This window comes from Bradyrhizobium sp. 2TAF36 (assembly GCF_052114925.1).
GTDB lineage: Bacteria > Pseudomonadota > Alphaproteobacteria > Rhizobiales > Xanthobacteraceae > Bradyrhizobium > Bradyrhizobium barranii.
On the sequence record NZ_JBFRFR010000030.1, the window covers coordinates 130,094 to 154,896 of the forward strand.

Annotated in this window: 20 protein-coding genes, 1 tRNA gene and 1 riboswitch; of the genes, 10 read left to right on the plus strand and 11 right to left on the minus strand. The window is 66.6% G+C overall.

All coding sequences use genetic code 11. The annotated features are described in order from the left end of the window. The first annotated feature begins 44 nt into the window (after positions 1-44). Positions 45-710 carry a glutathione S-transferase family protein gene (locus AB4Z51_RS18860; RefSeq protein ID WP_135213937.1) on the plus strand — a complete coding sequence of 222 codons (666 nt, stop codon included), beginning with the start codon at positions 45-47 and terminating at the stop codon, positions 708-710. A 32-nt stretch (positions 711-742) separates the two neighbouring features. Here AB4Z51_RS18860 and AB4Z51_RS18865 read toward each other — a convergent pair whose 3' ends face one another. Together AB4Z51_RS18865 and ggt are read right to left on the minus strand one after the other, a co-directional pair. Beyond that, positions 743-2,038, minus strand: coding sequence for an MFS transporter (locus AB4Z51_RS18865; RefSeq protein WP_063980311.1), 1,296 nt, complete (start codon positions 2,036-2,038; stop codon positions 743-745). An 87-nt stretch (positions 2,039-2,125) separates the two neighbouring features. After that, entirely contained in the window at positions 2,126-3,877 is a 1,752-nt protein-coding gene (ggt, locus tag AB4Z51_RS18870; RefSeq protein WP_441497778.1) for a gamma-glutamyltransferase, read from the minus strand. Positions 3,878-3,977: 100 nt separating this feature from the next. On the opposite strand from ggt, the gene AB4Z51_RS18875 reads away from it, so the two are divergent. Next, on the plus strand, positions 3,978-5,363 hold the full coding sequence (locus AB4Z51_RS18875; RefSeq protein WP_135213935.1) for an MFS transporter: 1,386 nt from the start codon (positions 3,978-3,980) through the stop codon (positions 5,361-5,363). Between the two features lie 101 nt (positions 5,364-5,464). Here AB4Z51_RS18875 and purH read toward each other — a convergent pair whose 3' ends face one another. The 3 genes from purH to AB4Z51_RS18890 form a co-directional block, all read right to left on the minus strand. Continuing rightward, positions 5,465-7,057 (minus strand): bifunctional phosphoribosylaminoimidazolecarboxamide formyltransferase/IMP cyclohydrolase, encoded by a 1,593-nt coding sequence (gene purH / locus AB4Z51_RS18880; RefSeq protein ID WP_135213934.1) that lies wholly within the window; start codon positions 7,055-7,057, stop codon positions 5,465-5,467. A gap of 25 nt (positions 7,058-7,082) precedes the next feature. Beyond that, a riboswitch (ZMP/ZTP riboswitch) is annotated at positions 7,083-7,164 on the minus strand. A 59-nt stretch (positions 7,165-7,223) separates the two neighbouring features. Beyond that, a complete protein-coding gene (locus AB4Z51_RS18885) occupies positions 7,224-8,942 on the minus strand; it encodes a heparinase II/III family protein (RefSeq protein ID WP_354179003.1) in 1,719 nt (572 codons plus the stop codon). 155 nt (positions 8,943-9,097) lie between these two features. Further along, positions 9,098-10,444, minus strand: a complete 1,347-nt coding sequence (locus AB4Z51_RS18890; protein WP_135213932.1) for an RsmB/NOP family class I SAM-dependent RNA methyltransferase — start codon at positions 10,442-10,444, stop codon at positions 9,098-9,100. 187 nt (positions 10,445-10,631) lie between these two features. Between AB4Z51_RS18890 and AB4Z51_RS18895 the strand changes: the two genes are divergently transcribed. After that, a complete protein-coding gene (locus tag AB4Z51_RS18895) occupies positions 10,632-10,829 on the plus strand; it encodes a DUF1674 domain-containing protein (protein WP_028151091.1) in 198 nt (65 codons plus the stop codon). A 69-nt stretch (positions 10,830-10,898) separates the two neighbouring features. Continuing rightward, positions 10,899-11,486 carry a thermonuclease family protein gene (locus AB4Z51_RS18900; RefSeq protein ID WP_135213931.1) on the plus strand — a complete coding sequence of 196 codons (588 nt, stop codon included), beginning with the start codon at positions 10,899-10,901 and terminating at the stop codon, positions 11,484-11,486. 54 nt (positions 11,487-11,540) lie between these two features. Here AB4Z51_RS18900 and AB4Z51_RS18905 read toward each other — a convergent pair whose 3' ends face one another. Beyond that, positions 11,541-12,056 carry a L,D-transpeptidase gene (locus AB4Z51_RS18905; protein WP_135213930.1) on the minus strand — a complete coding sequence of 172 codons (516 nt, stop codon included), beginning with the start codon at positions 12,054-12,056 and terminating at the stop codon, positions 11,541-11,543. A 411-nt stretch (positions 12,057-12,467) separates the two neighbouring features. After that, positions 12,468-14,414 carry an acetate--CoA ligase gene (acs, locus tag AB4Z51_RS18910; RefSeq protein WP_441497779.1) on the minus strand — a complete coding sequence of 649 codons (1,947 nt, stop codon included), beginning with the start codon at positions 14,412-14,414 and terminating at the stop codon, positions 12,468-12,470. A gap of 422 nt (positions 14,415-14,836) precedes the next feature. Here acs and AB4Z51_RS18915 point away from each other — a divergent pair, with 422 nt between their 5' ends. After that, positions 14,837-16,006 carry a DNA topoisomerase IB gene (locus tag AB4Z51_RS18915; protein WP_135213929.1) on the plus strand — a complete coding sequence of 390 codons (1,170 nt, stop codon included), beginning with the start codon at positions 14,837-14,839 and terminating at the stop codon, positions 16,004-16,006. Between the two features lie 109 nt (positions 16,007-16,115). On the opposite strand, the gene AB4Z51_RS18920 is transcribed toward AB4Z51_RS18915, so the two are convergent. Continuing rightward, positions 16,116-16,571 (minus strand): SRPBCC family protein, encoded by a 456-nt coding sequence (locus tag AB4Z51_RS18920; protein ID WP_063980321.1) that lies wholly within the window; start codon positions 16,569-16,571, stop codon positions 16,116-16,118. 102 nt (positions 16,572-16,673) lie between these two features. Between AB4Z51_RS18920 and AB4Z51_RS18925 the strand changes: the two genes are divergently transcribed. Beyond that, complete coding sequence (locus AB4Z51_RS18925; protein ID WP_167767952.1) at positions 16,674-17,768, plus strand: adenylate/guanylate cyclase domain-containing protein; 1,095 nt, start codon at positions 16,674-16,676, stop codon at positions 17,766-17,768. An 88-nt stretch (positions 17,769-17,856) separates the two neighbouring features. Here AB4Z51_RS18925 and AB4Z51_RS18930 read toward each other — a convergent pair whose 3' ends face one another. The 3 genes from AB4Z51_RS18930 to tsaD all read right to left on the minus strand — a co-directional run bounded on the left by AB4Z51_RS18930 (position 17,857) and on the right by tsaD (position 20,443). Continuing rightward, positions 17,857-18,270, minus strand: a complete 414-nt coding sequence (locus tag AB4Z51_RS18930) for an EVE domain-containing protein (protein WP_135214095.1) — start codon at positions 18,268-18,270, stop codon at positions 17,857-17,859. 116 nt (positions 18,271-18,386) lie between these two features. Continuing rightward, the gene (locus AB4Z51_RS18935) at positions 18,387-19,367 is read right to left on the minus strand and encodes an NAD(P)H-dependent glycerol-3-phosphate dehydrogenase (RefSeq protein ID WP_135213927.1); all 981 of its coding nucleotides are present in this window, start codon (positions 19,365-19,367) and stop codon (positions 18,387-18,389) included. 2 nt (positions 19,368-19,369) lie between these two features. Next, entirely contained in the window at positions 19,370-20,443 is a 1,074-nt protein-coding gene (gene tsaD, locus AB4Z51_RS18940; RefSeq protein WP_135213926.1) for a tRNA (adenosine(37)-N6)-threonylcarbamoyltransferase complex transferase subunit TsaD, read from the minus strand. Positions 20,444-20,594: 151 nt separating this feature from the next. Here tsaD and AB4Z51_RS18945 point away from each other — a divergent pair, with 151 nt between their 5' ends. From AB4Z51_RS18945 to AB4Z51_RS18960, 4 genes are all read left to right on the plus strand, one after another. Beyond that, positions 20,595-21,356, plus strand: coding sequence for a uroporphyrinogen-III synthase (locus AB4Z51_RS18945; RefSeq protein ID WP_135213925.1), 762 nt, complete (start codon positions 20,595-20,597; stop codon positions 21,354-21,356). Positions 21,357-21,421: 65 nt separating this feature from the next. Beyond that, positions 21,422-22,657: a hypothetical protein gene (locus tag AB4Z51_RS18950; RefSeq protein WP_441497780.1), complete on the plus strand. Its 1,236-nt coding sequence runs from the start codon at positions 21,422-21,424 to the stop codon at positions 22,655-22,657. A gap of 37 nt (positions 22,658-22,694) precedes the next feature. After that, a complete protein-coding gene (locus AB4Z51_RS18955; protein WP_441497781.1) occupies positions 22,695-24,470 on the plus strand; it encodes a heme biosynthesis HemY N-terminal domain-containing protein in 1,776 nt (591 codons plus the stop codon). Between the two features lie 100 nt (positions 24,471-24,570). Continuing rightward, positions 24,571-24,646: transfer RNA gene (locus AB4Z51_RS18960), tRNA-Thr, on the plus strand. The last annotated feature ends 157 nt before the right edge of the window (positions 24,647-24,803 follow it).

Below are 24,803 nucleotides of genomic sequence, written 5' to 3' on the forward strand. Positions count from 1 at the left end.
GCACGAACGCGCGACCGACCACGCCTAGCCTGGGGACCTCAACGATGCTGACCGTTCACCACCTCAACAATTCCCGCTCACAGCGGGTGCTGTGGCTGCTCGAGGAGTTGGGCGTGCCCTACGAGATCGTGTGCTATCAGCGCCAGCCGGACATGCGCGCGCCGAAGGAGCTGCGCGCCATCCATCCGCTCGGCAAGTCGCCCGTCATCACCGACAACGGCAACACCATCGCCGAGTCCGGCGCGATCATCGAATACCTCATCGCCACCTACGGCAACGGCCGGCTGATTCCGCCGCCGAACACGCCGGAGCGGCTGCGCTTCACCTATTGGTTGCACTATGCGGAGGGCTCGGCGATGCAGCCGCTGCTGCTCAAGCTGCTGTTCACGCTGATGCCGAAGCGCGCACCCGCACTGCTTCGCCCGCTGGTGCGCAAGGTCTCGAACCAGGCGCTCACCGCGCTGGTCAATCCGCAGCTCAAGCAGCACATGGATTATTGGGAAGGCGAGCTCGGCAAGAGCGAGTGGTTTGCCGGCAACGAGTTCACCGCCGCCGATATCCAGATGAGCTTCCCGCTCGAAGCCGCGCAAGCGCGTGGCGGGCTCGAGCTCGGCCATCCCAAGGCGATGGCATTCCTGGAACGCATCCATGCGCGCCCGGCGTATGCCAGAGCGCTGGAAAAAGGCGGGCCGTACCAGGTGGGGCGGTAAATTACTTCACCGCCCCGGGTGACAACGCCGGACTAATCCGCGTGCAGCACGCGCCCGCGCGTCTCCGGCAGCGCGAAGGCGGCAATGAAGAACAGCACGTAAGCCACCACCGCGAACATCGCGATCGCATTGGCGAGCGACGTCGTCGCCGAGAGCGCGCCGACCAGGAACGGAAACAGCGCGCCGATGCCGCGGCCGAAATTGTAGCAGAAGCCCTGGCCGGAGCCGCGCAGCCGCGTCGGATAGAGCTCGGTCAGGAACGCGCCGATCCCCGAGAAATAGCCCGAGGCGAAGAAGCCCAGCGGGAAGCCGAGCACCCACAGGATCTCGTTGGTCAGCGGCAGCTGCGTGTAGAGCAGCACCACGGCCATGGCGCCGATCGAGAAGATCAGGAACAGATTGCGCCTGCCGATGCGATCCGCGAGCCAGGCTCCGACGAGATAGCCGATGAAAGAGCCGATGATCAGCGTCGAGAGATAGCCGGTCGAACCGACGATCGACAGGTGCCGCTCCTTGGTCAGGAACTGCGGCACCCAGAAGGTGACGGCGTAGTAGCCGCCCTGGCAGCCTGTCGCCATCAGCGAGGCCAGGATCGTGGTCTTCAGGATCGGGCCGGAGAAAATTTCCCAGAGCGCCGGACGATCGCCGCTCGCGGCCTGTTTTGCGCGGGCCTCGGCCGCGATCTCGGGCTCGGTGACGGAGCGGCGGATGTAGAACACCAGCAGCGCCGGCAGTGCACCGATCACGAACATCCAGCGCCACGCCGTCTCCGGCGGCAAAGCCGAGAACAGGATCGCCTGCGACAGCACGGCGAGACCCCAGCCGACCGCCCAGCCCGACTGCACCGAACCGACTGCGCGTCCGCGATATTGCGGACGGATCGCCTCGCCCATCAGCACGGCGCCCGCCGCCCACTCGCCGCCGAAGCCGAGGCCGAGCACGGCGCGTGCGATCAGGAGCTGGTCGAAATTCTGCACGACCGCGCAGACCAGCGAGAAGAACGAGAACCAGATGATGGTGATCTGGAGCGTCCTGACACGTCCGATATGATCGGAGAGATAGCCGCCGAGCCAGCCGCCGATCGCGGAGGCCAGCAGCGTCACGGTGCCGGCGAGTCCGGCCGAGGCCGCATCGACCTTCCACAGCGCGATGATGGTGCCGATCACCAGCGGATAGATCATGAAGTCCATGCCGTCGAGCGCCCAGCCCGCCGCGCAGGCCCAGAACGTCCGTCGCTCCGGCGCGTTCATGTCGCGATAGAAGGCGAGGAGGCTGGTGTCTTCGATCTCCGCGCGCTCAATGCGCTGGGTCGGATCGGCTGTGCTCATGTGCGTTTCCCCGGCGGTCCCTTAAAGCTGCGCGGTGGTAGCACGCACGGCAGCCCGCGCAAGCTGCCGTGCCATGCAACGGCGAGACTACTGTCCCGCGGCTTCCGCGCCGCGGGTACGCGGATCGGGCGCGCCGAGTGGCCCGTTCGGCGTCACCAGAATCGAATTGGCCGAGGTCTGTCCCATCGGCTCGACGATGAGGTGATCCATCGCCCTCAGCTCGAACAGCACATCGCCGGAAAAGCCGCTCTCGACGCGCACCTCGTCCGGCAGCCATTGGTGATGCAGCCGTGGCGCAGCGACGGCGGCGGCCACATCCATCTTGTAGTCGAGCACGTTGACGACGACCTGGAGCACGGTCGAGATGATGCGGCTGCCGCCGGGTGAGCCCGTCACCAGCACCGGCTTGCCGTTCTTGAGCACGATGGTAGGGGACATCGAGGACAACGGCCGCTTGCCGGGTCCGGGCAGATTGGGCTCGAAACCGACGAGGCCGTAGGCGTTGGAAGCGCCGACCGCGGCGGTGAAATCGTCGAGCTCGTTGTTGAGCAGCACGCCGGTTCCGTCGGCAACGAGGCCGACGCCATAGCTGAAATTCAGCGTGGTGGTGTTGCTGACGGCATTGCCGCCGGCGTCGACGACGGAAAAGTGCGTGGTGTTGGTGCCCTCGCGCGGCGCGGGAGGGGCGGAGACGAGCTGCCTCGACGGCGTGGCGCGCTCCGTGGAGATGCCGGCGCGCAGCTTGGCGGCGTAGTCCTTTGCCGTGAGCGTCTCGATCGGTGCATTGACGAAGGCGGGATCGCCGAGATAGCGCGCACGATCCGCATAGGCGCGCTTCATGGCTTCGATCAGCAGATGCAGCGAAGCTGGCGACCCCTGTTTCAGATCGGCCAGCTGAAAGCCCTCGAGGATGTTGAGCGTCTCCACCAGCACCACGCCGCCGGAGGACGGCAGCGGCATCGAGACAATGTCGTAGCCGCGATATGTGCCGCGCACCGGGGCACGGACCACGGCCTGATAGGATTTCAGATCGGCCGGCGTCATGATGCCGCCGGCGTCAGTCACGGCCTTGGCGAGCTTGTCCGCGACCGGCCCCTCATAGAAACCGCGCGGCCCCTGTGCAGCGACGGCCGACAGCGTTTCGGCGAGATCACTCTGCACCAGCCTGTCGCCTTCGCCGAGCGGTGTGCCGTCGGGGCGCGAGAAGATCCTGGCCGACGACGGCCAGCGCGCCAGCCGCCGGTGCCAACCCGGCAGCGTGTCGGCAAGGTCGTCGGTGACAACAAAACCGTCGCGGGCGAGCCCAATCGCGGGCTCGAGCAGCTGTGCCAGCGTGAACCGGCCCGAGCCGTATTTTTCCAAGGCCAGCACAAGACCGGCGACGGTGCCGGGCACGCCGACGCCGAGCGCGGAATCCCGCGACTTCGCCGCATCGGGCTTGCCGTCAGCGCCGAGGAAGATCTGCGGGGTGGTCGCAGCCGGCGCGGTCTCGCGATAGTCGATCGTGATGTCCTCGTTGCGCTCGGCCGAATGGATCACCATGAATCCGCCGCCGCCGATGTTGCCGGCGCGCGGATACGTCACGGCCATCGCAAAGCCGGTGGCGACCGCGGCATCGACCGCGTTGCCGCCGCGGCGCAGGATGTCGGCGCCGACTTGCGCCGATATCTTTTCCTGCGCCACCACCATGCCGTGCTCGGACGGAACGGCGTGCACCGCGTCGAGCGCGGGTGGGACATAGGCTCGCCGCGCATCCTGTGCGGTGGCAGACGAAAAACCAAACGCCAGAGTGGCAATGAAGGCGAAAAATGTCCGCCGTGTCGGATATGACGACATCATCAAGCTTCCGTCGCGGCCTCAGGCCAGTTCCCACGCGTCGCTTCAATGCTATACGCTTTGCCCCAACAGAGGCAAAACTGTTCGTGATGGGGACTGGAATATGACGACGATCGCCTCGGATGCGCGCTTGGCCGGCGCGCAGCGGACCTATCCGCCGCGCGCCGCCGTTATCAGCTGGATCTTCTTCGATTGGGCCGCGCAGCCTTATTTCACGCTGATCACGACCTTTGTTTTCGCACCCTATTTCGCCACCAGCATTGCGCCAGATGCCGCCACCGGCCAGTCGTTGTGGGGCTTTGCGATGGCAGCCGCGGGCCTCGCGATCGCGCTGATGTCGCCGGTGCTCGGCGCCATTGCCGATGCCTCGGGCCGCAGGAAGCCGTGGATCGCGGGATTCGGCACACTGCTGGTGCTGGCGGCCTGCACGCTGTGGATCGGCAAGCCCGGCGATCCCACCATCATTGCGCCGCTGCTCACCGCGGTCGCGCTCGCCAGCGTCGGCGCGGAATTCGCCACCGTCTTCAACAACGCGATGATGCCGACCCTGGTGCCGCCTGAGCGGATCGGCCGGCTCTCCGGCACCGGCTGGGCCACGGGTTACATCGGCGGCATCGTCAGCCTCGTCATCGTGCTCGGCTTCCTCGCCGCCAATCCCGAGACCGGCCGCACGCTGCTCGGCTTCAAGCCGCTGTTCGGGCTCGATCCGGTCAGCCATCAGGGCGATCGCATCGTGGGACCGCTGACCGGGCTGTGGTTCATCATCTTCGTGACACCGTTATTCCTGTTCACGCCGGATTATCCGGCGAAGCACCCGGTGTGCGAGGCGCTGCGCGTGGGATTGTCGGATCTCAAGCAATCGATTAAGGGCCTGCCGCAGCGGAAATCGCTCGCGGCATTCCTGCTCGCCAACATGATCTACACCGACGGCCTGGTGTCGCTGTTCGCGTTCGGCGGCATCTATGCCGCCGGCACCTTCGGCTGGCACACGATCCAGATCGGCACCTTCGGCATCATGCTCGCGATTGCCGGCGCCCTTGGCGCGTGGCTCGGCGGCAAGCTCGACGATGGTCTCGGGCCGAAGCGCGTCATCGCCGGCAGCCTGCTTGTTCTGTTGCTGGCGGTGGCGGCGATTCTTCTGGTCGACAAGGACAGCGTCCTGTTCGTCAAGGTCGCGCCGCCTCTTCCGGGCGCGCCCTTGTTCTCGAGCGCTGCCGAGCGCGCTTATCTCGTTTTGGGTTGTCTCATCGGCGCTGCAGGCGGCCCGCTTCAGGCCGCCTCGCGCACTCTGCTGATCCGTCTCGCGCCGAAGGATCGCATCGCGCAGTATTTCGGCCTGTTCGCGCTGACGGGGAAGGTAACGTCCTTCATCGGCCCGCTGCTGATCGGCATGATCACCGCGGTGACGGCGAGCCAGAAGGCCGGCATGGCCGTGCTGGTGGTGTTCTTCGTCGCGGGGCTGGGGTTGTTGATGCGGGTACGGGATTAGTGGCGTAGCCCGGATGGAGCGAAGCGCAATCCGGGGCCGCTGTTGCTGAGACGTGAAACCCGGATTTCGCTGCGCTCCATCCGGGCTACGCTCGCGGTGAGTTAGTGCCTGAAGTGCCGCGTGCCCGTAAACACCATGGCGATGCCGTGCTCATCGGCGGCCTTGATCACCTCGTCGTCGCGCATGGAGCCGCCGGGCTGCACCACGGCGGTGGCGCCGGCCTCAATGCAGGCGAGCATGCCGTCGGCGAACGGGAAGAACGCATCCGACGCCACCACCGAGCCCTTGGTGAGCGGCTCTGCGAGCTTGAGCTCATTCGCCGCGTCCTGCGCCTTGCGCGCCGCGATCCGCGCTGAATCCACCCGGCTCATCTGGCCCGCGCCGATGCCGACGGTGGCGAGATCCTTGGCGTAGATGATGGTGTTGGACTTGACGTGCTTTGCCACGCGGAACGCGAATTTCAGATCGCGCATCTCGGCGTCATCAGGCGCACGTTTGGTCACGACCTTGAAGGTCATGTCGTCGACCACCGCGTTGTCGCGGCTTTGCACGAGGAGGCCGCCGGCGACCGTCTTGGCGGTGAGGCCAGGCGCGCGCGGATCGGGCAGGCTGCCGGCGAGCAGCAGGCGCAGATTCTTGCGCGCGCCGATGATGGCGATCGCCTCCTCGCTGGCGTCGGGCGCGATGATCACCTCGGTGAAGATCTTTGTGATCTCGCGCGCGGTGTCGGCGTCGAGCGCGCGGTTCATCGCGATGATGCCGCCGAACGCCGAGGTGGAATCGCATGCGAGCGCCTTGCGATAGGCGCTGACGAGATCGGAGCCTTCGGCCACGCCGCACGGATTGGCGTGCTTGACGATGACGCAGGCCGCGGTGCGCTTGGCGTCGAACTCGCCGATGCACTCGTAGGCCGCATCGGTGTCGTTGATGTTGTTGTAGGAGAGCTCCTTGCCCTGGAGCTGGCGCGCGGTCGAGACGCCCGGCCGCTTGTCGGGCGTCGCATAGAACGCGGCGGTCTGGTGCGGGTTCTCGCCATAGCGCAGCGACTGGATCAGTCTGCCGCCGAAGGCGCGGAAATCGGGCGCGTCGATTTCGAGCTGGCGGTTGAACCAGTTCGAGATCGCGGCGTCATACGCGCCGGTGCGCGCATAGGCCTTCGCGGCAAGCCGCCGGCGCAGTGTCAACGTCGTCGATCCGTTGTTGGCGGCAAGCTCGTCGAGCACGGCCTTGTAGTCCTCGGCCTCGACCACGACGGCGACGTCGTCATGGTTCTTCGCCGCGGCGCGGATCATCGCGGGGCCGCCGATGTCGATGTTCTCGATGCAATCCTCGAAGCCCGCGCCTTTGTCGACGGTCGCTTCGAACGGATACAGGTTGACGACCAGGAGATCGATCGGCGCGATGCCGTGCGCCTTCATCGCCTCCGCATGTTCCTTGTTGTCGCGGATCGCGAGCAGGCCGCCATGCACCTTCGGATGCAGCGTCTTGACGCGGCCGTCCATCATCTCGGGGAAGCCGGTGAGGTCGGAAACGTCCTTCACCTTGAGGCCGGCCGCGGCGATCGCCTTGGCGGTGCCGCCGGTCGAGACCAGCTCGACATCGTGCGCGGCAAGTGCCTTTGCGAACTCGATCAGGCCGGTCTTGTCGGAGACGGAGAGAAGAGCACGGGTGACGCGGCGGGGATGGTCAGTCATGAGCAAGATCCTCTGTCTTAAGGAGTGTCTATGCCCAGGCGCGCGGCGTCTCAGTCCCGCGCTTCCCGATGGTGCTCCATCCAAGGTCGCCAGTCGCGCGAGCGAGGGCTCGATAGCAGCTTTCGGCCGTTTTCACAACGATGAGATGGGGCCGAATCGTGCGCGTTTACAGCGGAAGTTCCGGCTCGCGCCGGGCGTTGCGGCGGGCATTGGTGACCGCAGGCGATGCAGTGGAGCGGACGAAGCTCCAGCGGATCGACGGCGCCTGCCGCGCATCCTGCCGGATCACGATCTGCGCGGTGCGGCGCGGGCCGTCATTGCCGGCCAGGAACACGCTGTCCTCGAGGTCGACCTTGTCGTCCAGCGCCTCGAAGGTCCAGACGTCGCGGTTGGGCAGCACCAGCATGACGCCACGGGCATCCGACAGCCGGCTCGCCTTCACCGCCGGATGCAGATGGAAGCGCAGCGCGAAGTCGGCGTCGGCGCCCTTGAAGCGTCCGCCCTGCGGCGGCGACAGCGTGTCCTCGCCGTCGATGCGTGCGCCGTCATTGGCGACCATCAGCACGCGGCGATGGATCGCGCCGAATTTCGCGAGGTAGCCGTCATGCGAGGTCGTGAGCAGCGTGCCGTTCTGAACGATCTCGCGATAGCTCTCGACCTCGACGGGGCCGCTGGTGACGGGTGAGCCGTGCAGGAGGCGCTTCATCGCCGACATCTCGACGAATTGGCATGAGGACGTCTCATGATAGGTCAGCGTCGAATGCGCCGCGGTGCCGCGTGCGAACGGCCGCCAATTGTCGCGTCCCGTGGTCGGCATGCCGCAATTGGTGACGATGCGGCTGATGCCGGAAGACAATTCGAACGACAGGCAGCCGGCATGGGCGTCGTGGCTGACGCCGGCCGGCGGCGGGGGGCCGGTGTCGATGATCAGCGTGGTCTGGCCGGCGTCGAGGCGCTGGAAGCCGGTATGCGGCATATTCGCCATCGGCGCGCCGTGAGTGTCGTCATAGGCGAGCAGCGTGGCGAGCAGGTCCGAGGGCGTCGCGCTCATGCCGTTGAAGAGCGCGAAATTGCCGTCGCCGTGCCGGAAGAAGCGCAGCATCGGCATCATGCGGTCGATCGCGTTGAGCAGCGCCGGCGGCGGTGCGATGTTGCGCGCGGCAAAGGTCTGCCGCAGCGGCAACAGGTCGATCAAGAGCTCGATCAGCGCGCCCGGATTGCGGGAGATGTGGCCGCCGTCGGGCAGGATCTGCCGCTGCAACTCGTCCGAGAGCTTTTTCGAGGCACTGCGGATCTGCCGCGCCTGGTTGGCAAGGCACAGCGCCGCGTAGCACAGCGCGATCAGCACCTGGAGCTTCGGCACTCCGTCGGGCATGTTGACCATGGTGTAGCGCAGAAGGCGGATCTCCCGCGCCAGCGCCCGCAGATAGCGGCGGTAGAATTTGTTGTCGGTGTCGTTGAGCACCAGCGGCGCCTGCGACAGCAGCGAGATCACGCGCCGCGCCAGCACGTCGGCACGCCGCGCGACGGCGCGGCGCTTGTTGGCAGGGTTGGCGATCCAGTCCTCGACTAGCGCGCGCGCATTGGCGCGCGTCAGCGCAGTGTCGGCGGCGCGCAGATGGCGCAGCCAGCCGAAGCCGAGCAGCGCGACCTCCCAGTCTTCCGACGGCGGTTCGAGATCGAAGATCGAGCGGCCGTGGCAATTGACGATCTTGCCGGCGAAGACGAAGCGTCCGGCATAGATCTCTGCGGCGCGGGTCGCATCCGCCGTGCGCAGGTCATGCGGCGCGATGATCAGCCGGTCGGTACGGCCGGGCCAGACCCGCGACAGCGCAACGGAACCGCCGCTCGCGCGCGCGAGCATGTTCCGCGCGAAGCGGTTCATCACCAGCGTCGAGATACGTCTGCGTTGAGCGACCGACACGCCTTGCCTTGAAGGGGGAGAGGATGAACGACGAATCCTTCTTAATCCCAAAATCGGACGTCTGACACCATCTTGAAGCGTCGCGAATCAGCGCTGGCGCAAAAACCGGTGCAAAATCAGGATTTAACGAGCCGGGCTGCGTAGAAACCGTCGAGCCCGCCGAGCTTGGGATCGGCGTTCGGCAGGTGGCTGGGCAGCGTGCGCAGGTCGCCTTCCGTGGTGATGATCTCGCTGAGCCCGGAGACCTCGGAAGCTTCGATCGGCACGCGGCGCAGGCCGCCCTCCGTGGCCAGCAGCGCCGCGATCGCCTGCTCGCCCTCTTCGGGTTCCAGCGAACAGGTGCAGTAGACCAGCGTCCCGCCCGGCTTGAGCAGCGAGACGGATTTCTTCAGCAGCCGCTGCTGGAGCGCGGTCAGGGCGGCGACGTCGGATTCCTGCCGGAGCCAGGCAACGTCGGGATGGCGCCGGATCGTTCCGGTCGATGTGCAGGGTGCATCGATCAGGATGCCGTCAAAGCCCTCGGCAGGGCCGGCCCATTCCACGGCGTCGGCGACGACAGTCTCGGCCTGGAGCGACAGCCGCGTCAGATTCTCGCGCAGACGCGCCACCCGGGCGGGTGAGCGGTCGATCGCCGTGACATGCGCGCCGGCCTGTGCCAGTTGCGCGGTCTTGCCGCCCGGGGCGGCGCAGAGATCGGCAATGGACTTGCCCTTGATGTCGCCAAATAGCCGAGCTGGCAACGCGGCGGCGGCATCTTGCACCCACCATTGCCCCTCGGTGAAGCCGGGCAGCATGGTCACGGCGCCGTGCAGCACCGTGCGCACCGATCCGGTCGGCAGTACTTCACCGTGCAGCCGGTTCGCCCATTGCGCGGCGTCCGATTTCACGGTGAGGTCGAGCGAGGGCTCGTGGCCGAGCGCCAGCGCCATGTCTCTTGCGGTCGCCTCGCCGTAATGCGCGCTCCAGCGCGCGAGCAGCCAGGGCGGCAAGTCCAGCGATTGCGTGGCAACTTCATCCACCAGCGCCTTGCCCTCGCGCGCGCAGCGGCGCAGCACGGCATTGACGAGGCCGGCATAACGAGCGGCACGCCGGTCGGATTGAACGAGGCGGACGGAGAGATCGACCGCGGCGTGATCGGGCACGTCCATCCAGAGGATCTGGGCGGCGCCGATCAGGAGCGCGCTCTGCGCGCGCGGCGCTTCGGACGGGATGCCCTTGTCGAGCAAGCGGGACAGCACATGGCCGAGCGTGCCGAGCCGACGCAGCACGGTCGCGACCAGGCGGCGCATCAGCGCGCGGTCGCGGTCGGCGAGCGTCTTCAATCCGGGATGGGCACCGCTGCCGTCGAGTTGATCGTCAAGCGTGCGGTGCTTGTGCAGCACGCCGTCGACGATGTCAGCGGCGATCCGCCGCGCCGCGAGACCGGGCACTTCGGACGGAGGAGCGAAACGTTGAGATGGCATGCGGCTTAAGGTTCTTGGCGAGCGGCAGTTCCGCCGCAATGGGCGCATGCCTCGAGAGACCTATCTCTGGCATGCGAATATGCCAAATGTAAGAATGGCCTCTCGCGTTTACAGCCCGGCATGACCATCTCAGCAATGCGTTATTGGACGTCGCACACCCCGTGATCCTGCGCTAGGAACCGCCGAGATGAGTGACCAGCCCCCCGTTCCCGATCGCAAGCCGCTCCCGCCGGCCGCCCAGCGCGCGCTGGCCGAGGCCGAAGCGCGCCGGCAGGCTGCTGCTGCCCACGCCGCGGCGGCGCCGAAGGAATTGCAGGGACCGAAGGGACCCGAGCCCACCCGCTACGGCGATTGGGAGCGCAAAGGTATCGCCTCGGACTTTTGAGGCTGTCGTTTGAGGCTGGCTTTTGAGGCCATCTTGCCGGATCGCCCGACTCAGCCCTAGCGTGCGCGGATGCCGCGTTTCGATCCCAGCCATCCATACCGGCCCTCATACAGTGGTTCGCCGTTCGGCCGTCACTTCTCGGGGCTGTTGCCGTGGATGTTCGTGGTCGCAATCGTGGTGGCCGTCGTGCTTACCTTCCGGCACGGGATGAACTGGCCCTTCCCGCATGCGATCGATGGTCAATCGCGAGATGCCCAGATCATTTTGCAGCAGGCCAATCCGGACATCCGTCAGCCGGTCGACGTCATTCGCACGATCGACGGCGATACCTTTCTCGCTCGCGTGCACCAGCGCGACGGACGCGTTCTCGTTGCGCGCGTTCGCCTGCGCGGTATCGATGCGCCGGAGATGAAAGCATCCTGCCAGGATGAATTGGACAAGGCTCAAGCGGCGACAGGCGCGCTGCGCGATCTGCTCGGCCAGGGCGGCGTGACGATCACCAATCTCGGCCCCGACAAATACGGCCGTGTTCTCGCCAATGTCGCGACAAAGCGAACTGCGGACGTATCTGCCGCGCTGCTCGCGGGCGGTTACGCGCGGAGCTACAACGGCGGCCATCGCGACGGCTGGTGCGCGCGCGGCTGGCGCTTCTGGTAACAAAGAGCCGCGTCGATGGACGCGGCTCTTTCAATTCTGTTACGAGTTTGGAGATCAGCGCGTCACGACCACCGTCGTGCCGACCGAGACGCGGCTGTAGAGATCGGTGATGTCGTCGTTGAGCATGCGGATGCAGCCATAGGAGACGAAGCCGCCGACCGAGCCCGGCACATTGGTGCCGTGGATGGCATATTCGCCGCCGGCCAGCGTCATCGCCGCAACGCCCATCGGGTTGCGCGGCGAGCCGCCTGGAATAACGTCGGGGATGCTGGGCTTGTCGCGCTTCACTTCAGCAGGCGGCGACCAGGCCGGGTTGAGATACTTGCCGTCGATGCGGGTGGTGCCGGCCCATTGCTTGCCGGACTTGCCGACGCCGACCGGATAGCGCACGGCGTGGCCGTTATCGAGGATGAGATAGAGCCGCCGCTCGTTGGTTTTGACCACGATGGTGCCCGGCGAATAGTCGGCCAGGTGTGCCCCCACCATTTCCGGCCGCGCCTCTGCGGCCGTCGACATCAAGACCCCTGCCCCAATGGTGGCGGCGAGCGCCACAGCAATCCTTACCGACATCAATTTTTCCTCTACCCCGAACGGATCGTCCAAAACTACGCAGCACCGGCAATTGCCCGCTTGCCCGGATATTCTTAACCGCGCCTGTTAACCGGATGGTTTCCACGCGCGGCCGCCAAGGGCCCGCCAGCACGCGGAACAAAGAAAATGTTCGAAATAAAGTAAATGACAAGAAAACAACACTTGGCTGGAAAGACGCGGGCGCGACGGATCGCGCCCTGACAAGTGCGTGAGGGTGTGAACGGCTGTTATTTCGGGGGGGCTCTGTGTCCCGGACGCGCTGCAGCGCCTTGGCGCTGCTGCGCAGAGCCGGGACCCGGGAGGCCACACGCTCTGCCATTGGATCGGCCCCGGCTCTGCAGCGCACCGCTGAAGAAGCGCTGCGCCGCGTCCGGGGCACGAGAGCGTGCCTTACGCCGACTTCTTGTTCTGCCGGTTCTTGACGAGATCGTCGACCACGGCCGGATCGGCGAGCGTCGAGGTATCGCCGAGGCTGCCCGGCTCGTCCTCGGCGATCTTGCGCAGGATGYGGCGCATGATCTTGCCGGAGCGGGTTTTGGGCAGACCGGGCGAGAACTGGATCTGGTCGGGCGCGGCGATCGGGCCGATCTCCTTGCGCACCCAGGTGACGAGCTCCTTGCGCAATTCGTCGCTCGGCTCGACGCCGGCCATCAGGGTGACATAGGCGTAGATGCCCTGGCCCTTGATGTCGTGCGGGTAACCGACTACGGCGGCTTCCGACACCTTCTCATGCGCGACGAGCGCGCTCTCGACTTCCGCGGTGCCCATGCGGTGGCCRGAGACGTTGATGACGTCATCGACGCGGCCGGTGATCCAGTAATAGCCGTCGGCGTCGCGCCGGCAGCCGTCGCCGGTGAAATACTTGCCCTTGTAGGTCGAGAAATAGGTCTGCTCGAAGCGGGCGTGATCGCCATAGACCGTGCGCATCTGGCCCGGCCATGACCGCGTCAGGCAGAGATTGCCTGATGTCTCGCCGTCCAGCACCTTGCCGTCGGCATCGACGATCTCAGGCACGACGCCGAAGAACGGCTGCGTCGCCGAGCCCGGCTTCAGCTTGGTCGCGCCCGGCAGCGGCGTGATCAAGATGCCGCCGGTCTCGGTCTGCCACCAGGTGTCGACGATCGGGCAGCGATCGTCGCCGACGACACGGTGATACCACTCCCAGGCTTCGGGATTGATCGGCTCGCCGACCGAGCCGAGCAGGCGAAGCGAGGCGCGCGACGTCTTCTTCACGGGCTCGTCGCCGCTCTGCATCAGTGCGCGGATCGCGGTCGGCGCGGTGTAGAAGATGTTGACCTTGTGCTTGTCGATGACGTTCCAGAAACGGGAATTGTCCGGATAATTCGGCACGCCTTCGAACATCAGCGTGGTCGCGCCGTTCGCCAGCGGCCCATAAAGGATGTAGCTGTGTCCGGTGACCCAGCCGACGTCGGCGGTGCACCAGTAGATGTCGCCGTCGTGATAGTCGAAGACGTATTGATGCGTCATCGCGGCGAACACGAGATAGCCGCCCGAGGTGTGCAGCACGCCCTTGGGCTGGCCGGTCGAGCCCGACGTATAGAGGATGAACAGCGGATCCTCGGCGTGCATGTGCTCGGCCCGGCATTCCGTCGTCACCATCTTGGCGGCGTCGTGATACCAGAGATCGCGCGACGGATTCATCTCGACCGTGCCGCCGGTGCGCTTGACAACGACGACCCAGTCGACGCCGTCGGCCTTGGCGAGCGCTGCATCGACATTGGCTTTCAGCGGCACCTTCTTGCCGCCGCGCAGGCCCTCGTCCGCCGTGATGATCACCTTGGATTGGCAGTCGTTGATGCGCTGGGCGAGGCTGTCGGGCGAGAAGCCCGCGAACACCACGGAGTGGATCGCACCGATCCGCGCGCAGGCCAGCATCGCGTAGGCCGCTTCGGGAATCATCGGCAGGTAGATGGTGACGCGGTCGCCCTTCTTGACGTTGCGGGTGCGCAGGATGTTGGCCATCCGGCAGACCTCGTCGTGCAGCTCCTTGTAGGTGATGTGCCGGGATTGCGAGGGATCGTCGCCTTCCCAGATGATCGCGGTCTGGTTGGCGCGCTTGTGCAGATGCCGGTCGATGCAATTATGGGCGACGTTGAGGATTCCGTCCTCGAACCATTTGATCGAGATGTTGCCGGGGGCGAAGGAGACGTTCTCGATCTTCGTCGGCGCGTGCATCCAGTCGATACGCTTGGCCTGCTCGGCCCAGAAGGCGTTCGGGTCCGAGATCGAGCGGGCGTACATGTCCTTGTACTTGGCTTGGTCGATCCAGGCGCGCTTGGCCCATTCCGCGGGGACGTCGTAGGTCTTCTCGGACATGCTTCCCTCCAGATACGGCAAGCCGAGCCCAGGCGACCGGCGAGCCGACGTCATCATTGAACCGATTATGCGTCCGCCTAACCGGACCCGACAAGGAGCACAAGCTGGACCTTCGGCGAGCGGGCAGCCATGCGGAAGATCAACGGCGCCTGGCGCGACTGTCGCAGATCTGAAACAGGCTTGCGCGGCTTTCCAGGTCTTTACCAAGACGCCGGAATAGGCCTGTGCAGGGCGCCCATGCGCCGCATGAGGTATTTAGAAACCGTCTGTCACTGATTCGGGACTCGCAATGCGGTTCGGAACACCCTAAATGGCCAACCCGGGTCCCGAGAGACCGTCCAAGAGACTGTCCAATAGACCCTTGGAACAAAAATCAGAACAGCGGCATTGACCGATAACAGACAGGGCTAAGGCTTAAGACTATGATGGATCAGCGGAATCTCGGGACGATGCGGCTCGCTTCGGCCGATCCTGCTGCTGTCGCGCTGGCCAAAGCCCTCGGACAATGGCCGAAACCGGCCGGTTCCGCCCGTCTCAGCCCGAAAAAGGTCTTCGACACCGCGCCTGCGACCTCGGTTGAGGCGATCGCCAAGGAGCTGGGCCTGCGGCTCGGCGACCAGAACGAGCTGACCATCCGGCGCATCAAGCGCGGCAAGGGCTATTCCTTCGTCCGTCCCAACGGCGCGCATATCCGCGACGCTCGCACCATCCGCCGGCTGCACGCCATGGCGGTGCCGCCGGCCTATCGCCAGGTGCGCTACTCGGCCGATCCGAGCTCGCATCTCCAGGCGGTGGGACGCGATGCCGCGGGCCGGCTGCAATACCGCTACCACACCGATTGGGAAAAGGTCCGCGAGCACCGCAAGGCGCACCGGCTGGAAAAGCTTGTCGGCGCGCTGCCAAAGATCCGGCGCAAGGTCTCGGCGTTCCTGTCGGGTGACGAGCCGACGCGTGAATTCGCACTCTCGGCCGTGATCGAGCTGATCGCGCGCACCGCGATCCGTCCCGGCAACGAATCGTATGCCCGCCTCAACGGCACCCGCGGTGCCACCACGATGCTGAAGTCGAACGTTACGCTCGAGGACGATTCCTTCGTGCTGACCTTCAAGGCCAAGGGCGGCAAGGCGGTGCGCAAGGAGTGCGACGCGGCCAAGCTGGTACGCGCCATCGGCATCCTGAACGGCGTTCCCGGCAAGCGCATGTTCCAGTATCGCGACGCCTACGGCATCGTGCGCGCGGTCAGCACCACGCAGGTGAACGCGTTTCTGCGCGAGATCGCCGGCATCAAGATTTCGCTGAAGGATTTTCGCACGCTGATGGCGTCCGCAGTCGTGGTGGAATCGCTGTCGCGGATCACGCCGGCGACCAGCCAGCGCGGCCGCAAGAAGCAGGTGCTGGACGCGATCCGCGCCGCAGCGGACAAGCTCTCCAACACGCCGGCGATCTGCCGCAAGAGCTACGTCCACGACACCATCGTCACCGCCTTCGAGGACGGTATCCTCGAACGCTTCGCCGCCACCATGAAGGGCCAGCGTTCGCAGGCCAGGCGCGAGCAACTCTTGCAGCAGGTGGTGGCGACCGCGGCAGTTTAAGCGGCGGTGCCGTAGGGTGGGCAAAGGCGCGAAGCGCCGTGCCCACCATTCTTCACGACATTGTTGATAGGCCGCGTGGGCACGCTTCGCTTTGCCCACCCTACGAGAGCTACATCTTGTCTGAGATACCCTTGTCCGGACCGGGATCACGGCCCGCGGCTGCGCTCGTGAGCCGGCCCAGATAATGCGCCCATCCTTTCGCGTGCGCGGCGGCCTGTTCCTCGGTCGGGAGCCCGCTATGGGTCATGCGCAGCAGCGTGCCGCCGTCGCGCTCGATCAGGTCGATCTCGATCAGGCTCGAGCCGGGCGGCACTTCCTGACCGCCCTCCCAGCCGAATGTGTAGGCCAGACGATGCACCGGCACGACCTCGCGGAAGGTGCCGCGGCCGACGCCGCCACGCGGTCCGATGCCCTTGAGGAGATAGAGCCCGCCGGGGTGCGGCTCCGTGGTCGCGTCGGAGCCCATCCAGCTCAGGATTTTCTCTGGATCGGTCAAATAGGCGAAGACGGTGGCGCGGGGGGCTGCGATCTGGGTTTCCCGTCGCACTACGAACGGCTCGGTCATCGGCGATCATCCCTGGGCTGACACTGGCCACATGGCGGCGGTGGAGCGGTGCGTCAAGGATTGCCCGTGACAAAGATGGCCGACCTTCGCCATCATCGGGCCATGCAACTCTCCCGGACCCTTGCCTGGCTCGTCGATGCCGCCTCGGATTGCCCCGGGGCCGACCGTCTGCTCGCGGAACTCGGCGCTCATCTGGTCGCCGACGGTGTGCCGCTTGCGGCAGGGAGCCTGACGTTGGAGGTGCCGCATCCGCTGATCGCGAAGCGGACCTGGCTGTGGCGCGCGGAGACCGGCCGGGTCATCGAGGCGCTCGGCTTCGCACCAAGTGGGCTGGCACCCGACCCGCCCAATGATGCCGGCCGCCGCTGGCTGCGCGACATCGCGCGCGGCGAGGTGCACGAAGAGGTGGTCGGACGACAAGATGGGCCGCAGCTCGGCTGGATCGGGCCGCGTCCGTTCACCGCAGACGAGATCGAGCAATTGCGCCAGGCTGCGCGTTTCGCCGCGACGCCGCTGGCCGTGCTCGCTGCGCGCGCCACGTTGCGCGCGACGCTCGATGCCTATCTCGGCAAGCGCAGCGCGGAGCGGGTGCTGGCGGCGCCGTTGCGGCGCGATCTCGGCGAGACCATTCAAGCCGCGCTGCTCTATGCGGATCTGCGCAACTTCACGACCTTGTCGGAGACCACACCGCCGGCCGACGTCATCGCAGCGCTCGACGCCTGGTTCGATCGCATCGCCGGTGCCGTTCATGCCTTCGGCGGCGAGGTGCTGAAATTTATCGGCGACGGCGTGCTCGCGATCTTCCCGGTGGTCGACGCGTCGCCGCGCCGCGCCTGCGACGCCGCCCTGCGTGCCGCAGGCGCAGCCGAAGCCGGCATGGCGTATCTCAACGGGGAGCGCGGCGCTCAAGGACTGCCGCCGCTTGCGTTCGGCGCGGCCCTTCATCTCGGCGAAATACTCTGGGGCAATATCGGCGCCGCCAACAGGCTCGATTTCACGGCGATCGGTCCCGCCGTCAATCTCGCCAGCCGGCTCGAGGGATTGTGCAAGCCCCTGGAACGGACCGTGCTGGTATCGGGGGCGCTGGCCGCGGAGACGGATACGCCTCTCGTCGCGCTCGGATCGCATCCGCTGCGCGGCATCGCTTCGCCATGCGAGGTGTTTACGCTGCCGGCGACGCAAGTGCGGACATCGTAGCCCGGATGGAGCGCAGCGTAATCCGGGGTCGTGCGGCATGAAGACTTTCCCGGATTGCGCTGCGCTCCATCCGGGCTACGGCAATAACTTACATCCCGCCCATCTTGCAGACGAGCTTCCACTCTTCCGTCGTCACCGGCTGCACCGACAGCCGCGAATATTTCACCAGCGCCATATTAGCGAGCTTCTTGTCCGCCTTGATCGCGGCCATCGTCACCGGCGTCTTCAAGGGCTTGTCGGCCTTGATGTCGACGCAGACGAATTTTTCGGTCTTGTCGGTCGGATCGGGATAGGCCTCCTTGATGACCTCCGCGATGCCGACGATCTCCTTGCCCTCGTTGGAATGATAGAAGAACGCCTTGTCGCCCTTCTTCATGCTCACGAGGTTTATGCGCGCGGTGTAATTGCGCACGCCGGTCCAGGCCTCGCCCTTGGCGCCCTTCGCTACCTGCTGGTCCCAGGACCACACCGACGGTTCGGATTTCACCAGCCAGTAGTTCATCGCGCGTCCTATCCGTTCGTCATGGCCGGGCTTGTCCCGGCCATCCACGTCTCTGCCACCAATTCAATATCAAGACGTGGATGCCCGCGACAAGCGCGGGCATGACGAGAAAGACGTCATTCCTCTGCCTTGAAGGGGCGCGTCAACAGTCCCGAGATCGCAGCGTCGATCGTGCTCCGGCCGCTCAGGATCGAAGCGACCGCTTCTGATACCGGCATCTCGATGTTGTGCGAAGCTGCGAGTTCGATCAACACAGGCGCGGTGAACTCGCCTTCGGCGAGCTTGCCCGCGGGCGGCTGCTCGCCGCGGCCCAGCGCAAGGCCGTGCGCGAGATTGCGCGATTGCGGGCTCGAGCAGGTCAGGATCAGATCGCCGAGGCCGGACAGGCCCGCGAGCGTCTCGCTGCGCGCGCCGAGGGCACGGCCGAGGCGCGTGAGTTCGGCAAAGCCGCGGGTCGTCAGCGCAGCCTGGGCGGAGGCACCGAGCTTGCGCCCGACCGCGATGCCAACCGCGATCGCCAGCACGTTCTTGGCCGCACCGCCGATCTCGACGCCGCGGACATCTGTCGTGTGATAGGGCCGGAAGGTCGCTGAGCCCAGCGCCTGCACCAGCGCGCTCGCCAGCGCTTCGTCCTTCGCCGCCAGCGTCACCGCGGTCGGCAAGCCGCGCGCGACGTCGTCGGCAAAGCTCGGGCCCGACAGGATCGCCGGCTGCGCGTGAGGTGCGGCTTCCGCGATGACGTCGGTCATGAATTTATGGGTGCCGTGCTCGATGCCTTTGGCGCAGGCGACGATCGGCACCGGCTTTGTCAGATGCGAGGCCAGTATGTTGACCGCGCCGCGCAAATGCTGTGCGGGCGTCGCGATCAGCACCATGTCCGCGCGCGCGGTCTCCGCAAGCTCGTGCGTCACGACGATCTCCGGCGCCAGCCGCACGCCGGGCAGCCGCGGATTGTCGCGGGTCGAGGCGATTCGCGCGGCATGTTCGCTGTTGCGCGCCCAGAGCGTCACGTTCCGTCCGGCGCGCGCCGCGACCGTCGCCAGCGCCGTGCCCCATGCGCCCGCACCAATCACCGCGACGGACCGGAACGCCGTCATAGCTAGAATCCCGCCCGCGTGTTGCCGTAACCGGCCGGCGCCGTGGCGTTGGCATCGAGCAGCCAGCGTGCGCGGGGTTGGGCTTCCATCGTGTCGATCATGCCGAGCGCCAGGCGCTCGGCGCCGGCCCAGGCAATCATCGCGCCGTTATCGGTGCAGAGCGCGGGCGGCGGCATGATCAGTTGCGTCCCGGCCTGCCGCGCGACGTCATGCAGGGCGCCGCGGATCGCCTGATTGGCCGCGACCCCGCCGGCGGCGACGAGGGCATGCGGAGCGCCGAACTGCTCGCGGAAAAGCCTCAGGCCGACGCTCAACCGGTCGGCCGTCGAGTCAAGCACTGCGGCTTGAAAACTCGCGCAGAGATCGCTGATATCCTGCGGCGCGATCTCAGTTAACCGGCTCGCCTCGTTGCGCACCGCCGTCTTCAATCCAGACAGCGAGAAATTAGCATCGGGCCGTCCCTGCATCGGGCGCGGGAAGGCGAAGCGCGTGGCATCGCCGGTTGCCGCGGCGCGTTCGACCTGCGGCCCGCCCGGATAGGGCAGGCCCAGCATCTTCGCGACCTTGTCGAAGGCTTCGCCCATCGCGTCGTCGACGGTGGTGCCGAGCCGCACATATTGGCCGACACCGGTGACGGCGACGATCTGGGTATGCCCGCCCGAGGCGAGGAACAGGCAGTAGGGAAATTCAATTCCGTCGGTGAGGCGCGGCGTCAGTGCATGCGCCTCGAGGTGGTTGACCGCGACCAGCGGCGTGTCGTGCACCATCGCGATCGCCTTTGCGGTGGTGAGGCCGACGATGACGCCGCCGATCAGCCCCGGCCCCGCCGCGGCGGCGACACCGTTGAGCTGCGCATAGTCGATGCCGGCCTCGTGCATGGCCCGGTCGATGATGCCGTCGAGGACGTCGACATGCGCGCGCGCGGCGATCTCCGGCACTACGCCGCCGAAGCGGGCATGCTCCTCGATCTGGGACCGCACGATGTTGGAGAGGATCTTGCCGCTGCCGTCGGGCGCGCGCTCGATCACGGCCGCGGCGGTCTCGTCGCAGGTGGTTTCGATGCCCAGTACCAGCATTGGCGAATTGTTATCCAATTTGCGCCCTTGCGCTCATCCGTAAAGCAGAGTTCTGGTACGTCCGGTAGCATTCCGGGGTCCACTTGCGCAATCGTCACGCGCGGCCGCCTTCGTGAATGCGTCACCGCCACGTGGTTCGGGAACACAAGCGATGTCCATTCTTGTCACACGGCCGCATCCCGACAATGAGGCGACGGCAGAAAATTTGCGGGCGCGGGGTCATGTGGTGCTGCTCGCCCCGATGCTCAAGTTCGAGCCGGTCGCCTTTCATGACGAGAGTGAGGCCGACTACGGCGCTATCATCGTCACGTCGGCCAATGCGATCCGCGCCGTCGCGCCACAATTGCAGGATCTTGGCTTAAAGAATCTTGGCCTCCTGAAGCTGCCGCTGTTTGCGGTCGGCGAGCACACGGCTGCCGCGGCGCGCGACGCCGGCTTCGCCGAGGTGATCGTCGCCGGCGGCGATGCCGCGGCCTTGCGCGACAAGGTGATGCAGAGCGCGCGCGACAAGCTGCTGAAGAAGAAAAGCACGCTGCTCTATCTCGCGGGCGCGGATCTGTCGCGCGATCTCGGCGGCGAGCTTGGCGCGGAGGGCTTCAGTGTGGTGACGCAGACCACCTATCGCATGACTCCGGTCAAGGTCCTGCCGCGCGATGTCTGCGATGGCTTTGCCGCACATGGGATCGAGGCGGTGCTGCACTACTCCCGTCGCAGCGCACGGGCCTTCCTGGATGCGGCACGGGACGAAGGCGTCGAAATCTCGGCGCTGGCGATCCCGCAATGCTGCCTGTCCGAGACGGTCGCCAGCGTGCTGCGCGATGCCGGCGCGTCGCAGGTTCTGGGGGCCGCGACGCCGGACGAAAATGCCCTATTTGATACCTTGGAGCGTGCTTTGCGGACCCGTTTGGCGTAAGAGGTCGGGCCGAATCCGACGCGATCGGGTCCGTTCAGGGCATTTGAGTGTGAGGAACCGTCACGATGGCCGATGACAAGCCTGAAGACGCAGGATTGGCTCCCGAGTCAGGCCGTGCCAAGCGCACCCCGCCCACCATCGACCTTGAGGCGACCGAAGTCTCGACCCAGTCGCAGCCAACGGCGGCCGCCGAACCGGAGGTTCAGCCGACGCCGGAGCAGGCCACGCAAGAGCAGGCCACGGTCGAAGAGTCCAAATCCGAAGAGGCCAGGCCCGACCCGGAGCCCGCGCACGCGGAGGACGCGGTTGCTTCCGCTCCCGCGTCGGCGCCGGTTTCGCCCTGGGTCATTGCGCCGTTCTCCGGCGCGGTCGCAGCCGCAATCGTGATTGCCGTCGGCTGGATGCTGGGCTGGCCCGCCGTGGAGGCGCCGCCGGCCGCGCCGCAGGTCACGAGCGCGACTGTCGACGCGCTCAGCGGACGTGTCGCCGCGGTCGAAGCCAAGGCGGGCAAGCCCGCCGCCGATCCGGCCGTGGTGGCGCGGATCGATGCACTGGAGAAATCCGCAAGTGCCTTGCGCAGTGACATCGCCAATCTGCGCGCACAGTCCGACAAGACCGCCAACGACGTGAAATCGGCACCGCGCGCTGCCGCGCCTGATCTTGCTGCTCTCAGCGACCGCATTGCGCAGCTGGAGCGCGCCAGCAAGACGGAGCGCGCCGAGCTCGCACAGCAGGGCGAGAAGATTGCCGACAACAAGGCGACGAATGACAAGCCGCTGCGCCATGTCGTGGCGGCGGCTCTGCTCGACGTCGCGGTTCGGCATGGCGATCCTTACGAATCGCAATTGGCCGCGGCGCGGTCGCTCGCGGCCAAGCCCGATATGCTGAAGCCGCTCGACACCTTTGCATCATCAGGCATTCCGACGCCGGTCGCGCTGAGCCGCGAGCTGCTCAACATCGTGCCCAAGCTCTCGCCGCCGGCGGAAGCCCCGGCCGCCGGTGCCGGCATCGTCGAGCGTCTCCAGGCGGGGGCCTCGAAACTCGTTCGTATAGAGCGCACCGACGGCGTCGGCAATGATCGCGGCGCCATCGTCGCACGGGTGACGGCGGCGGCGCTCCGCAACGATTTCGTCGAGGCGCGGCKCGAGCTGAAGACGCTGCCCGACGCCGATCGTGCACCCGCGCAGGCCTGGCTCGACAAGGCCGATGCGCGCGACGCCGCGCTCGGTGCCTCCCGCAAATTCGCCGACGATGCCATGGCGGATCTCGCCAAGCCCGATCTGGTCAAGCCTGCTCAGTAAAGGTTCGCGCAATAATCAGCGCGTAATAGGGATCGCCATGCTTCGCATCGTCCTCTTCCTCGTCCTGATCGCGCTGGCGGCGGCCGGCGCGGCCTGGGTTGCCGATCAGCCCGGCGATCTCGTCCTGACCGCGGGCGGTTTCCGCGCGTCAACGACGCTTCCGAGGTTCGTGTTTCTGCTCGGCGTCTTTGCAGCAGCGGTCGTGCTGGTCTGGAGCATCGTGACGATGATCTGGCGCGCGCCGGGACGCCTGCGCCGCCGCCGTCATGAGAAACGGCACGCGCGCGGCCGCCATGCCATCACCCACGGCCTGCTCGCGATCGGTCATGGCGATACCGCCCTCGCCCGCCGCCACGCCGATACCGCGCGGCGGCTGGCCGCGAACGATCCGCTCGCACTGCTGCTGCACGCGCAGTCGGCCCAGCTCGAAGGCAATCGCGACGAGGCCCAGCGCGTCTTCCGCGTCATGGCCGAGCGCGAGGATACCCGGCTGCTCGGCCTGCGCGGCCTGTTCATCGAGGCGCAGCGTGCCGACGATGCGGTCGGCGCCGTGATGATCGCGGAGGAGGCGATCAAGCTGTCGCCGTCCTCGACCTGGGCCTCGCACGCGGTGCTCGGCTTCCGTTGCGCGCGCGGTGACTGGAGCGGCGCACTTGCGATCCTGGATTCGAATCTGTCCGCGGGCCTGATCGACAAGGCGGCCTATCGCCGCCAGCGCGGCGTGCTGCTCACGGCCCGCGCGCTGGAATTGGAAACCATGGACCGCGACGTGGCGCGCGAGAGCGTGATGGAAGCCATCAAGCTCGCGCCGACGCTGGTGCCGGCCGCGGTGCTCGCGGCCAAGTTCGAGAGCGAAGCGCATCAGGTGCGCCGCTCCATGAAGCTGGTCGAGGCCGCGTGGCTCGCCAATCCGCATCCGGATCTTGCCGACGCCTACGCGCATGTGAAGCTCGGCGATTCCGCGCGGCAGCGCTTGCAGCGGGTCGAGACGCTCGCAGCCAAGACGCCCGCCGACAAAGCGGGCCATGTCGAGGGCCAGCTCGCGATCGCGCGCGCCGCGATCGACGCCTCCGAGTTCGCCCGCGCGCGCGCGGTGCTGGCACCCTACGTTAATGATCCGACCCAGCGCGTCGCGCTGCTGATGGCCGAGCTCGAGCGCACCGAGCACGGCGACGGCGGCCGTGCCCGCGCCTGGACCTTGCGCGCGGTGCGCGCCCGCCACGACCCGGCCTGGACCGCGGACGGCTATGTCAGCGACCGCTGGCGTCCGGTCTCGCCGGTCACCGGCCGTCTCGATGCCTTCCAGTGGCAAACGCCGGTCGCGAGCCTGCCCTCCGATAAGGGCGCCACGATCGAATCCTCGGCCTTCGAGGAAGCCATGCTGGCCGCCCCGCCGCCGAAGCGGGTGACGRCAGCCCCGAGCGAAGCCCCTGTGGAACCGCCGGTGGCTGCACCGGATCCGGTCCCCGCCGCACAGGACAATTCGCCCCCTGAGGCCAAGGAGACGACCGCGGAGGCCGCCAAGGAAGAGCCTGCGGTCACGCCGGCCGCCGAGCCGGTCAATCCAGCCCCTGAGGCGGCCGAATCATCGCCGGAGGCGGCAACGCCGGTGTTCCGGACCCGCGCCGACCTCGGCAAGCCTGCGCCGGCCCCGATCCAGGCCGTCATCCCCATCGTCCGCGCCCCCGATGATCCCGGGATCGATGACGAGGGTCCGAGCGATGAATTTGCGGAACAAATCGGTACGCCCAGAGCCCATGCAAAGGCCCAGGCCGGCGGCTGGCGCGGATTCTGGTCCCGCTGGGGCGCGTGAGGCACATTTCGAAGCCCGCTCCACCTTGCCAATTCGGGCCATGCCCGATATCAGGAGCGCGCGTATCGGGACCTGCACTGCGCGGGTTCCGGCAGGGTTCGCCGCAATAGCTCAGTTGGTAGAGCACGTCATTCGTAATGACGGGGTCGGGGGTTCGAATCCCTCTTGCGGCACCATTTACCGCTTGTCCGACCCGGAGACATGGGTAACAGAACGTACCTAAGACATAGGTGACAACCACGTGCCGTTCGGGTTGTCGAGGGGTTGCAAGGTCATTTCCTCCAGTGGTCGTTTGAACTGACGCGGAACGCCCATCCGGGGGTGGCGGAGCGT

Excerpts from the sequence above, each read along its gene's own strand:
- AB4Z51_RS18860 (WP_135213937.1), top strand. The coding sequence starts at position 45 with ATGCTGACCGTTCACCACCTCAACAATTCCCGCTCACAGCGGGTGCTG.
- AB4Z51_RS18865 (WP_063980311.1), bottom strand. The coding sequence starts at position 2,038 with ATGAGCACAGCCGATCCGACCCAGCGCATTGAGCGCGCGGAGATCGAA.
- ggt (WP_441497778.1), bottom strand. The coding sequence starts at position 3,877 with ATGATGTCGTCATATCCGACACGGCGGACATTTTTCGCCTTCATTGCC.
- AB4Z51_RS18875 (WP_135213935.1), top strand. The coding sequence starts at position 3,978 with ATGACGACGATCGCCTCGGATGCGCGCTTGGCCGGCGCGCAGCGGACC.
- purH (WP_135213934.1), bottom strand. The coding sequence starts at position 7,057 with ATGACTGACCATCCCCGCCGCGTCACCCGTGCTCTTCTCTCCGTCTCC.
- AB4Z51_RS18885 (WP_354179003.1), bottom strand. The coding sequence starts at position 8,942 with ATGAACCGCTTCGCGCGGAACATGCTCGCGCGCGCGAGCGGCGGTTCC.
- AB4Z51_RS18890 (WP_135213932.1), bottom strand. The coding sequence starts at position 10,444 with ATGCCATCTCAACGTTTCGCTCCTCCGTCCGAAGTGCCCGGTCTCGCG.
- AB4Z51_RS18895 (WP_028151091.1), top strand. The coding sequence starts at position 10,632 with ATGAGTGACCAGCCCCCCGTTCCCGATCGCAAGCCGCTCCCGCCGGCC.
- AB4Z51_RS18900 (WP_135213931.1), top strand. The coding sequence starts at position 10,899 with ATGCCGCGTTTCGATCCCAGCCATCCATACCGGCCCTCATACAGTGGT.
- AB4Z51_RS18905 (WP_135213930.1), bottom strand. The coding sequence starts at position 12,056 with ATGTCGGTAAGGATTGCTGTGGCGCTCGCCGCCACCATTGGGGCAGGG.
- AB4Z51_RS18915 (WP_135213929.1), top strand. The coding sequence starts at position 14,837 with ATGATGGATCAGCGGAATCTCGGGACGATGCGGCTCGCTTCGGCCGAT.
- AB4Z51_RS18920 (WP_063980321.1), bottom strand. The coding sequence starts at position 16,571 with ATGACCGAGCCGTTCGTAGTGCGACGGGAAACCCAGATCGCAGCCCCC.
- AB4Z51_RS18925 (WP_167767952.1), top strand. The coding sequence starts at position 16,674 with ATGCAACTCTCCCGGACCCTTGCCTGGCTCGTCGATGCCGCCTCGGAT.
- AB4Z51_RS18930 (WP_135214095.1), bottom strand. The coding sequence starts at position 18,270 with ATGAACTACTGGCTGGTGAAATCCGAACCGTCGGTGTGGTCCTGGGAC.
- AB4Z51_RS18935 (WP_135213927.1), bottom strand. The coding sequence starts at position 19,367 with ATGACGGCGTTCCGGTCCGTCGCGGTGATTGGTGCGGGCGCATGGGGC.
- tsaD (WP_135213926.1), bottom strand. The coding sequence starts at position 20,443 with ATGCTGGTACTGGGCATCGAAACCACCTGCGACGAGACCGCCGCGGCC.
- AB4Z51_RS18945 (WP_135213925.1), top strand. The coding sequence starts at position 20,595 with ATGTCCATTCTTGTCACACGGCCGCATCCCGACAATGAGGCGACGGCA.